Source organism: Kitasatospora sp. NPDC056800 (genome assembly GCF_042789775.1).
Taxonomy (GTDB): domain Bacteria; phylum Actinomycetota; class Actinomycetes; order Streptomycetales; family Streptomycetaceae; genus Kitasatospora.
In genome coordinates, this window is record NZ_JBHUAL010000119.1 from 18,874 (window position 1) to 29,405 (window position 10,532).

Genomic DNA, 10,532 nt, shown 5'->3' on the forward strand with positions numbered 1-10,532 from the left:
AGCCTCGGAACCCCCGTCAGGGCTGGCGCAGGGCCTCGGTGAGCCGGTGGGCCGCCTCGACGACGGCCTGGGAGAGCTGGGCGCCGGGGTGGCGGCTGAGCCGTTCGATCGGCCCGGAGACCGTGACGGCGGCCACCACCCGGTTGGACTGGCCGCGGACGGGCGCGGCCACGGAGGCGACCCCGACCTCGCGCTCGCCGACGGACTGGGCCCAGCCGCGGCGCCGCACGCCGCTCAGCGCGGTGGCGGTGAAGCGGGCCCCTTGCAGGCCGCGGTGGAGGCGCTCGGGTTCCTCCCAGGCGAGCAGGATCTGGGCGGCGGAGCCGACCTTCATGGGGAGGGTGACCCCCACCGGAACGGTGTCGCGCAGGCCGGTGAGCCGCTCGGCGGCGGCCACGCAGATGCGGACCTCGCCCTGCCGCCGGTAGAGCTGGGCGCTCTCGCCGGTGGCGTCCCGCAGCTGGGCGAGGACCGAGCCGGCCGCGGCCAGCAGCCGGTCCTCACCGGCGGCCGCCGAGAGCTCGCCGAGGCGGGGGCCGAGCATGAACCGGCCCTGCACGTCCCGGCTGACCAGGCGGTGGTGTTCGAGTGCGACGGCCAGCCGGTGGGCGGTGGGCCGCGCCATGCCGGTGGCCGCGACGAGGCCGCCCAGGGTGGCGGGCCCGGCCTCCAGAGTGCCGAGGATCGAGGTGACCTTGTCGAGCACGCCGACGCCGCTCGTGTTCTCCATGGGATGGGTACTCCAGTCTCAAGGCCCGGGAGCAGCGGGTCCGCGCTGCTCACGGCGGCTCCTGGCGGGGAGCCGGGGGGTGTGGTCAGCGAGGACAGGCCGGAGAAGTCGGCCGATTGCCTGCGCCGGGCACGAGACGGGTACGCGAAAGGACCGGGGCGGGAAGCGCCCGGGCGAAGGACAGCACAGAGAGCACCGTGTCTCCTCATCTTTCCCGCGCCACAGTGGCGACAGGCCGGAGTTGGCACTGCCCCCGCCAACACGGCGCGTACTTCGGACGCCGGGTCGAACGGGGAGTTGCCGGGGCTTCGTAGGGCCGGTCCCTCCACCCCTCTGGATGATTCGCCAGGAACGATACAAGACATCCGGGGCGGGTCGGCAAGTCCCCCCACCCTCGACCCGCCCTCGGCCACGCCCCGCGGGGCCGGTTCAGCGGTGGCGCGGCCCCGACAGGCCGGTGCACGGGGCCCCGTCCGGGCTGCCGGGGAGGGTCGCGTCCCAGGCGTGGAGGGCGGCGAGGGCGGCGGTGCGCTCGCGGTCCGTGGGCCGGGTGCCCTCGGGGCCGAGCAGGTAGTCGGCGACCGGGGTGAGCAGCAGGGTGGCGTCGCCGGCCGGGAGCAGCAGCGCCTCGTCCCACTGGTGCCGGATGACGGTGCGGCGCAGCAGCGTGCCGTGGCGCGGCGAGGTGCCGTGGCACGGCGGGGTGCCGGCAGAGGTCCGGCGGCGGAGTTCGGGGGCGACCTCGGCCTCCAGGACGGTGCGGACGTCCCGCAGGGCGCCGAGCGGCACGTGCTCGGCGGCGAGGTCGAGGAGGGCGGCGGCCTCCGGGGCGAGCCGGTAGGCGGCGACCACCGCGGCGGTCTCGACGGGCTCGTAGGGCTGCCCGGCGAGCCGGGCCACGTCGATCACGTCGCCCGCGAGGAAGGTGCGCCCGAGCCCTTCCTCGGCGAGGGCGATCAGGCATTCGACGTGGTCGTCGGCGGCCAGGTAGGGGCGGACCGGGACGGTGGCGAGGTCGCCGGGGAGCGCGGCGGTCGCGACCCGCACCTGGTACCACGGGTCGAGCAGCGGGTCCCCGGCCGGCCAGCGCAGGGTGACGGCGGTGTGCCGGGGGCGCTCGCCGAGCAGGGTGACCTCCACGGACTCCACCGGGTGGTCGGTGACCAGCCGGTTGACGGCCTGCCAGAGCGAGGCCTCGGTGGGGCTGACGAGGCTGAGCTCGGCCAGCGGCCGGGGCAGGTCGGGCGGGTAGTAGCCGGCCAGCGGCAGGTCGCGGATGGGGCGGACCCCGGTGGCGTCGGCGAGGTCGCGGGCGACCCGGGCGTAACACTCGACCCGGTCGCGGGCGCGCCGCAGCTCGTCCCGGGCGTGCGCGCCCATCCGGACGTCCTCCCGGGCGAGCGCGGCGAGCACCAGGTACGGGAGGTGGCGCTCGCCCCGGGCGCGGTGGAGCAGTTCGACGGGTCCGTCGGCCGGGTCGACGTCGAGCAGGCGGTGGAGCAGGTCGGTATCCAGGCCGCCCTGCCGGTCCGTGGCCCGGTCGGTGCTCAGGTCCGTGCTCAACGCCGTACTCGGTTCCGCGTTCGGATCCGCTTTCCGGCCGGTGCTCAGGTCGCTGTTCCGGTCCGTGTTCATGGGCGTCCGCCTCCGAGAGCCGTGGGGGTCGCCGGTCGGCGGTCGGGCGACCGGGGACGTGGCGGGTCCGGCGGTGAGGGGCCGGGCCGACTGCGGGCGCCACATCACCGATTGTGGCGACGGCCGATCAACACCGGATCACCACCGGGTCGACGATCTCTCGACATCCCGCCAGGTCCCGTGGGTTGATAGGGACTCACCAATTCGGGGGTGGCACGTGCGGGCGGGGGCGAGCACATGAAGCGGGCAGGTGCAGGAATGGATGATTTCCGGTTCTCGGTGCTGGGCTTGATGCGGGCGCAGCGCGGCGCGACCGTACTGAAGGTGGGCAGCCCCCAGCAGCAGGCGATGCTGGCGGTGCTGCTGCTCCGGCCCGGCCACGGCGCGAGCGCCACCGACCTGATCGACGCCCTGTGGGGCGAGGAGCCGCCGGGCACCGCGATGACGACGGTGCGCACCTACGCCTGGCGGTGGCGCAAGGTCCTGCACGGCGAGGCGCCGGACGCGCCGACCGTGCTGACCTCGGTCGGGGACGGCTACCGGCTGGTGCTGCCCAAGCACGCGGTGGACGCGGCGCAGGCGGAGGAGCTGGCGGCGCAGGCCGAGCGCACGGCGGCCGCCGGGGAGCCGCAGCAGGCGCGCGACCTGCTGAACCAGGCGCTGGAGCTGTGGCAGGGCGAGCCGCTGGCCGGCATCCCCGGGCCGTTCGCGCAGCGGCAGCGCCAACGGCTCCAGGAGCTGCGGCTGACCCTGCTGGAGGAGCGGATCGCCCTGGACCTGGCGCTGGGGCGCTACTCCCGGTGCATCCCGGAGCTGACCTCGCTGACCACCGAGCACCCGCTGCACGAGCGGGCGTACGGGCTGCTGATGCGGGCGCTGTACCAGGCCGGGCGGCAGGCGGACGCGCTGGCGGTGTTCCGGGGCGCGCGTCAGCTGTTCCTGGCCGAACTGGGGGTGGCGCCCGGGGCGGAGCTGGACCTGCTGCACCAGCGGATCCTGGAGGGGGACCCGTCGCTCGCCGCCCCGGCACCCTCCGTCGCGCTCGTCCCCGCCGCGCTCGTCCCGGGCCCGGCCGCCGCCGGTCCGGCGGAGCCGGCCGCGCCCGGGGCCGAGGCACCGGACCCGCCCTCCGGACCGGCGGCACCGAACGCTCCCGCCACCGCACCGGCCGGGAACACCGCCCCGGCCGGGAGCAGCACACCGACCCCCAGACCGGCCCAACTGCCGCCCGACGCGGCCGACTTCACCGGCCGATCGGTCCTGGTCGAACGGCTGGGCAAGGCTCTCGGCGGGGTGCACGGAGGGGCGCACGGAGGGGCGCCCGACAGAAACCCCGGCGCACCGGGCCAGCAGGCGCTGGTGATCGCGACCGTGGTCGGCATGGGCGGGGTCGGCAAGACCGCGCTGGCCCTGCACGTCGCCCACCGGGTGCGCGAGGCCTACCCGGACGGGCAGCTCTACGTCGACCTGCGGGGCGCCGACGCCACCCCGGCCGATCCGGAGGCGGTGCTCAGCGGCTTCCTGGTGGCGCTCGGCGTGCCGGCCGACGCGGTGCCGGAGGGGCTGGACGCCCGCTCGGCGCTGTTCCGCTCGGCGGTGGACGGCCGGCGGCTGCTGCTGGTGCTCGACAACGTCCACGACACCGCGCAGATCAGACCGTTGCTGCCGGGCACCGTCGGCTGCGCCGTGCTCACCACCAGCCGGACCCGGCTGTCCGGCCTGCCCGCGACCGTCCAGGCCGACCTCGGCGTCTTCGAGCCCGAGGAGGCGCTGGAGCTGCTGGGCCGCACCATCGGCGCCGAGCGGCTGGCCGCCGAGGCGCAGGCCGCCCGGGAGCTGCTGCTCGTCTGCGGCCACCTCCCGCTCGCGGTCCGGATCGTGGCGGCCCGGCTGGCGGCCCGGCCGAGCTGGACGGTGCAGACGCTGGGCCGCCGGCTGGCGGTCGAGCGGCGGCGGATCGACGAGCTGCGGATCGGCGACCTGGAGGTGGCGGCGGCCTTCGAGCTGAGCTACCGCCAGTTGACGCCCGCCCAGGCCCGGGCGTTCCGGCTGGCCGCCTCGGTGGACGGGCCGGACCTCGGGCTGCAGGCCGCGGCCGCCCTGCTGGACCTGGACGAGTACGACGCCGAGGACCTGCTGGAGGCCCTGGTGGACGTGGCGATGATGGAGTCGCCCTTCCCCGGCCGCTACCGCTTCCACGACCTGCTGCGCGCGTTCGCCCGGCGCCGTCCGGACGATCCCGGCGCGGCCGTCGCGGCCCGTGACCGGATGCTGGACCACCTGCTGGCCACCGCGTGCTCGGCCTTCCAGCACGCCGTCCCCGGGGATCCGGCGGCCGGCGCGCTCGGGCCGGCCCGTAGCGCGGGCGTCCCGCTGGACGGCCCGGACGGGGCGCGGGCCTGGGCCGAGGCGGAGGGTTCCGGGGCGATCGCGCTGGCCGCGCAGGTGGCGGGCTGGAGCGTCGCGGACGACACCGACGGCCCGACCGGCGGGCCTTCCGACGGCCCGGCACCGGACCCCTCCGACGGACCGACCACGGACCCGCTGCGCGCCGCGATCGACCTGCTGATCGCGCTCACGCCGTTCGTCCTCGCCCCGCCCAGCCGCCAGCTGGCCACCACCGCGGAGGCCCTGGCCGCCGCCGCGGTCCACCGCGCCGACCACCGGGCAGCTGGTCGGGCGCACTTCCTGCGCGGCAACGTCGCCCTGGCCGCCACCCGGCTGGAGGAGGCGGAGGCGGCCTCCCGGCTGGCGGTGGCCGCCTCCCGCGCGGCGGGCGACACGGTGATCCTGCGCCAGGCGCTGAACGACCTCGGCCTGGTCTGCCAGTTCCTCAGCCGCTACGACGAGGCCGTCGGGCACTACGACGAGGCACTGCTGCTGGCCCGCGAACTCGGCCACCGCTCCGGGGCGCTGGTGACGACGGTGAACGCGGCGCTGGCCCGGGTGCGCAGCGGGCGGGCCGCCGAGGCGGTGCCGATCTGCCACGAGGCGCTGGCCGAGCTGCGGACCCGGAACGACGATCCGGGCCGGGCGTACACGCTGTACGTGCTGGGGCTGGCACTGCACGGGCTGGGGCGGCACGAGGAGGCGGTCACCTGGTTCGGCGAGTGCCTGGCGGTGGCCTCGGCGTCCGGTCTGCGGGCCCGGGCCGGGCACGCCCGCTACCGGATGGCGGACAGTCTGCGCTCGCTCGGCCGGACGGAGGAGGCGCTGGAGCACGCCGGGCAGGCGCTGGAGCTGTGCGAGGAGCTGGGTGCCGAGCGGGACCAGGGCCACGCGCTGCTGGTGCTGGGCCGGACGCTGGCCGACCTCGGGCGGGAGGCCGAGGCGTACGGACGGCTGCGGGAGGCGCACCGGATCTTCGTCCGGCTGGGGCTGCCGGAGGCGGCGGAGGTGGCGGGGCTGCTGCCCCGGGCCGAGGGTCCGGATCCGTCGACCCCGTCGGGCCGGGCGGTCCGGCGGGCCGCCGACCGGCTCTCCTCGGGCTGCTGAGGAATCGATCCTGCTGGCGGTTCCGGTGTGCTCAGGAACCGATGTGCTCAGGAACCGATGTGTTCAGGAGCCGGTGTGCTCAGGAGCCGGTGCTGTTCCAGTCGCCGTTGCCGCCGGTCGGGGTGGGGGTCGGGGTGGGCGTCGGCGTCGCGCCGCCGCCGCTCACCACCGTCGCCACCCCGGCGTCGGCCGCCGCCCCGGCGACCGTCACCGAGAGGCCGGCGCCCAGGGCGACGGTCACCCCGAGGCCGACCGTGAACAGCCGGAGGCGGGTGCGGATGGTGGTGGCCGGACGCTGCGTCATCTCTGGTACTCCTCGGCTCGCTTCCCTGCTGGGAAGGGGTTCCGTCGTGGTGTGGCACCAGTCTGGCCGGGAGCGTTCAACGGTCGATCTACAGTCGAGCACCGGTGATCACCAATGATCACCGGTGCTCGGTGGGCCGCCCGCTCAGGCCGCCCGCTCAGGCCGTCGCGCGGATCTCCAGGGTGCAGCACTTCACGCTGCCGCCGCCCTTGAGCAGCTCGCTGAGGTCCATCCCGATCGGCCGGAAGCCGCGCTCGCGCAGTCGCGAGGCCAGTCCCACGGCCGCCTCCGGCAGCACCACGTGCAGGCCGTCGCTGATCGCGTTGAGGCCGAACACCTCCGCGTCGGCCCGGTCCGCCAGCAGCGCGTCCGGGAACAGCCGCCGCAGCACGGCACGGCTGCCGGCCGAGAAGGCCTCCGGGTTGTACATGATCTCGTCGCCGTCCAGCACGGCGAGGGCGGTGTCCAGGTGGTAGAAGCGCGGGTCGACCAGCTCCAGGCCGACCACCGGGCGGCCGAAGAACTCCTGCGCCTCCGCGTGTCCGTCGGCCACGCTGCGGAAGCCCCGCCCGGCCAGCACGTAGCTCGCGGTCGTCAGCAGGTCCCCCTCGCCCTCGTTGACGTACTCCGGGTCGCGGGTCTCGAAGCCCCGCGCACGGAACCACTCCAGGTAGGCCGGGCCCTCGGCGGCCCGCTCGGTGTTGCGGAAGCGCGCCCCGAGCACCCTGCCGTCCACCACGGTGGCGCCGTTGGCCGCGTAGACCATGTCGGGCAGGCCGGGCAGCGGGTCGATCAGGTCGACCCGGTGGCCGAGCTCGCCGTACAGGGCGTGCAGCCGCTCCCACTGGGCGACGGCCAGGTCGGTGTCCACCGGCTTCGCCGGGTCCATCCAGGGGTTGATCGCGTAGGTGACGTCGAAGTGGGTCGGACGGCACATCAGGTAGTGGCGCGGGCGGGCGGTGCGGGCCATCGGAAGCTCCTCGGAAGTCGGGTACGGGCGGCAGGGGCGTCACGGGCGGTACGGGCGGTGCGAGCGGTGCAGGCGGGGGCCGGTCAGGCCGTGGGGGCCGGCGGCCGGGTCGGGAAGTCGCGCAGGCCGCGCAGCGGGCTGGCCAGCAGCACCGCGCCCGCCGACAGCAGCACGCCCGCCATCAGCCAGATCGTGCTGCGGGCGCCGATCGCCTCGCCGAGGTAGCCGCCGAGCAGGGCGCCCACCGGGATCGCGCTGTAGTTGAGGGTCGCGGAGCTGGCCCGGATCCGGCCGATCATCGCGGGCGGGCAGTAGCCCTGGGAGAAGCTGCCGGCGAGGACGTTGCCCGCCACCACCCCGCAGACCGCGACCGCCCAGGCGAGCGCGCTGACCACCAGCGGCAGCCGGTCGCCCGCCAGCGGCAGCAGCAGGATGAAGGGCGCGACCACCAGTTCGCAGACCAGCAGCCCACGGGCGCTGCCCAGCTTGCGGGCGACCCGTCCGGCCAGCATCGCGCCGGCCAGTCCGCCGACGCTCACCAGCGCGAACACCCCGCCCACCGCGCCCGGTTCGAGCCCCACACTGCGCACCAGGAAGACCGTCTGCACCGCCTGGATGCCGTTCAGCCCCAGGTTGCCGACCGCCGCGAAGCAGGCGAACGTCCGCAGGTACGGGTCGCGCAGCAGGAACCGGACGCCCTCGCCGATCTCGCGCGGGATGCCGCGCCGCTCGGACACCGGCGGGGGGCGCTCCTCCGTCCTGATCCGCCGCAGGAACACCGCCGACACCAGGTAGGTGAGCGAGTCCGCGAACATCCCGCTGGCGGCGCCGAACGCCTGGGAGAGCAGACCGGCCGCGCCAGGGCCGGCGATCTCGGCCGCCGAGGCGCCGGAGCGCAGCTTGACGTTGGCCTCCAGCAGGTCGGCCTTGCCGACCAGGGTGGGCAGCACCGCGCCGTAGGCGGTGGAGAAGAACACCTTCACCGCCCCGGTCAGCAGGGCCACCACCACCAGGTGGGCCAGCGACAGCACCCCCAGCCAACTGGCCACCGGCACGCTGCCGAAGAGGAGGAGCAGCAGCAGGTCGCAGACCAGCATCACCCGCAGCCGGGGCCAGCGGTCCACCCAGGCGCCGGCCAGCAGGCCGAGGAACAGCCAGGGCAGCCAGGCGGCCGCGTTGATCACGCCCACCGCGAGGGGGCTGGCGCCCAGGGTGACCACGGCCACCAGGGACAGCGCCACGCTCCCGACGGCCGTGCCGAAGTTGCTGGTGGTCTCACCGATCCAGAGCCGGCGGAAGTCCCCGTGGGCCCACAGGCCCCACCTGCTGCGCGGCCGGTCCGGCGGTGCCGGTGACTCGATCGGGACGGTGGTGGTCATCGCGGCTCACGCTCCGGACTTCTCGGTGTTCTGGGACTTCTCGGCGTTGTCGGTGGTGCCGGCGCTGTCGGTGGTGCCTGCGTTGCCGGTGGTGCCGGCGCTCTCGGGCCGCAGCTTGTCGGCGAGGACGGCGGCGATCCGGGCGAGCGGCTCCGGCCGGGCCAGGTCGCCGTGGCCGAACGGCAGCCGGTGGCCCTCGATCAGCCCGTCCAGGTGAGGCCGCCAGGCCTCCTCGTACGGCCAGTCGGCCGGCTTGCCGAGGGTGGCGCCGAAGAAGACGGCATCGCCCCGGTAGTGCTGGGGCTGGTGTTCGGCCATCAGTTTGCGGTGGCGGTCGAACACCTCGGGCAGGACGTGCGCGGCCTCGCCGAGCACCGCCGCCAGATCGGCCTGGCCGCTGCCGTCCGCCGGGTCGTAGCCCAGCGAGCGCAGCAACTCGTCCACCGTGTCGGCGGGTTCGGACGGCGGGGCGGCATCGGTGCGGACCGCCGGGCCGCCGTCCAGCAGGGCCAGCAGCCCGACCGGCGCGGCCTCGGCCTGGAGCCGGACGGCCATCTCCTGGGCGACCACCGCACCGAAGGACCAGCCCAGCAGGTGGTACGGGCCGGACGGGTGGACGGCTCGGATCTGCCGTACGTAGTCCTCGGCGATCTCGGCGACGCTGGCCGGCGCCCCGCCGCGCAGGCCGCGGGCCTGGAGGCCGTACACCGGCTGCCCCGGGTCGAGGTGGCGCAGCAGCCCGGAGTAGACCCAGCTGATGCCAGCCGCCGGGTGGACGCAGAACAGCGGGGGCCGGTCGCCGCCGGTGCGCAGGGGCAGCAGCACGTCCAGGGCGTCGGCCGCCGGGCCCTGGTCGAGCCGGCCGTCCAGCCCGGCCACCGTGGGCGCCTCGAACAGCGCCCGCATGCCGAGATCGACACCGAGGGCGGTGCGGACGCGCGAGAGCAGTTTCATGGCGAGCAGGGAGTGCCCGCCCAGATCGAAGAAGTCGTCGTCGATGCCGACGCGCTCCAGGCCGAGGGTTTCGGCGAACAGGGTGCAGAGCAGCTGCTCGCGCGGGGTACGGGCCGGGCGGCCGGCCGGGTGGGCGGCGAACTCCGGTGCGGGCAGGGCGCGGTGGTCGACCTTCCCGCTGCCGGTCAGTGGCAGGGTGGGCAGCGCGACGAAGGCGGCGGGCACCATGTGGGCGGGCAGCCGCTCGGCGGTGAAGGCCCGCAGGCCGGCCGGGTCGAGCGGGCGGTCGGTGACCAGGTAGGCGACCAGTCGGGTGCCGCTGTCGTCCGGCCGGACGACGGCCGCGGCGACCTCGGGGTGAGTCGTCAACACCTGCTCGATCTCGCCGAGTTCGATCCGGAAGCCGCGGATCTTCACCTGGTCGTCGGTCCGGCCGAGGTACTCCAGCTCGCCGTCACGGGCGCGGCGCACCAGGTCCCCGGTGCGGTACATCCGCTCACCCGCGACGAACGGGCTGGCGACGAAGCGCTCGGCGGTCAGGGCGGGCCGGTTGAGGTAGCCCCGGGCCAGTCCGGCGCCCGCCAGGTACAGCTCCCCGGGGATGCCGACGGGCACCGGGTTCAGGTGCTCGTCCAGCACGTACCCGGCGGTCCCCGCGACGGCCCGGCCGAGCACCGGCCGGTCCGAGCCGTCGAGCGGCTGCTCCAGCGCCTCCACGGTGGACTCGGTCGGACCGTACAGGTTGTACGCCCGAAGCCCCGGGGTCTCCCGCAACCGCGTCCACAGCGCCTGGCCGACGGCCTCGCCGCCCACCAGCACGACGCCCGGCGCAGGCGCCTCCAGCAGGCCCTCCTCGACGAGTTGGGCCACGAAGGACGGGGTGGCGTTCACCACGTCGATGCCGTGCGAACCGAGGTGGCGGACCAGCGCGGCCGCGTCGAGGCGCAGGTCCTCGCCGATCAGGTGCAGTTCATGCCCGACCACCATCCACAGCAGGCCCTCCCAGGAGGCGTCGAAGCAGAGCGAGGCCGTCAGCGCGAACTTCCGGTTCTCCTCCCCCGCCAT

At 75.6% G+C, this 10,532-nt stretch carries 7 protein-coding genes and 1 riboswitch; of the genes, 1 reads left to right on the forward strand and 6 read right to left on the reverse strand.

From position 1 onward, the window contains the following. Window positions 1-16 precede the first annotated feature (16 nt). Window positions 17-730 (reverse strand): IclR family transcriptional regulator, encoded by a 714-nt coding sequence (locus ACFRQN_RS24405; protein ID WP_049657219.1) that lies wholly within the window; start codon window positions 728-730, stop codon window positions 17-19. Between the two features lie 202 nt (window positions 731-932). Next, window positions 933-1,074: riboswitch (SAM riboswitch) on the reverse strand. An 85-nt stretch (window positions 1,075-1,159) separates the two neighbouring features. Further along, window positions 1,160-2,293, reverse strand: a complete 1,134-nt coding sequence (locus tag ACFRQN_RS24410) for a hypothetical protein (protein WP_380742093.1) — start codon at window positions 2,291-2,293, stop codon at window positions 1,160-1,162. A 330-nt stretch (window positions 2,294-2,623) separates the two neighbouring features. Here ACFRQN_RS24410 and ACFRQN_RS24415 point away from each other — a divergent pair, with 330 nt between their 5' ends. Beyond that, entirely contained in the window at window positions 2,624-5,860 is a 3,237-nt protein-coding gene (locus ACFRQN_RS24415; RefSeq protein ID WP_380742095.1) for a BTAD domain-containing putative transcriptional regulator, read from the forward strand. Between the two features lie 79 nt (window positions 5,861-5,939). On the opposite strand, the gene ACFRQN_RS24420 is transcribed toward ACFRQN_RS24415, so the two are convergent. From ACFRQN_RS24420 to ACFRQN_RS24435, 4 genes are all read right to left on the reverse strand, one after another. Further along, entirely contained in the window at window positions 5,940-6,164 is a 225-nt protein-coding gene (locus tag ACFRQN_RS24420) for a hypothetical protein (RefSeq protein WP_117486792.1), read from the reverse strand. A 157-nt stretch (window positions 6,165-6,321) separates the two neighbouring features. Then, window positions 6,322-7,134 carry a dimethylargininase gene (gene ddaH, locus ACFRQN_RS24425; protein ID WP_049650865.1) on the reverse strand — a complete coding sequence of 271 codons (813 nt, stop codon included), beginning with the start codon at window positions 7,132-7,134 and terminating at the stop codon, window positions 6,322-6,324. Window positions 7,135-7,217: 83 nt separating this feature from the next. Beyond that, on the reverse strand, window positions 7,218-8,513 hold the full coding sequence (locus ACFRQN_RS24430) for an MFS transporter (protein WP_049650866.1): 1,296 nt from the start codon (window positions 8,511-8,513) through the stop codon (window positions 7,218-7,220). Window positions 8,514-8,519: 6 nt separating this feature from the next. Continuing rightward, window positions 8,520-10,532: AMP-binding protein (locus tag ACFRQN_RS24435; RefSeq protein ID WP_380742098.1), on the reverse strand; the 2,013-nt coding region annotated here is incomplete at its 5' end.

What these genes read in the sequence shown, in the direction of transcription:
- ACFRQN_RS24405 (WP_049657219.1), bottom strand. Translation starts at nt 730, where the DNA reads ATGGAGAACACGAGCGGCGTCGGCGTGCTCGACAAGGTCACCTCGATC.
- ACFRQN_RS24430 (WP_049650866.1), bottom strand. Translation starts at nt 8,513, where the DNA reads ATGACCACCACCGTCCCGATCGAGTCACCGGCACCGCCGGACCGGCCG.
- ACFRQN_RS24420 (WP_117486792.1), bottom strand. Translation starts at nt 6,164, where the DNA reads ATGACGCAGCGTCCGGCCACCACCATCCGCACCCGCCTCCGGCTGTTC.
- ddaH (WP_049650865.1), bottom strand. Translation starts at nt 7,134, where the DNA reads ATGGCCCGCACCGCCCGCCCGCGCCACTACCTGATGTGCCGTCCGACC.
- ACFRQN_RS24415 (WP_380742095.1), top strand. Translation starts at nt 2,624, where the DNA reads ATGGATGATTTCCGGTTCTCGGTGCTGGGCTTGATGCGGGCGCAGCGC.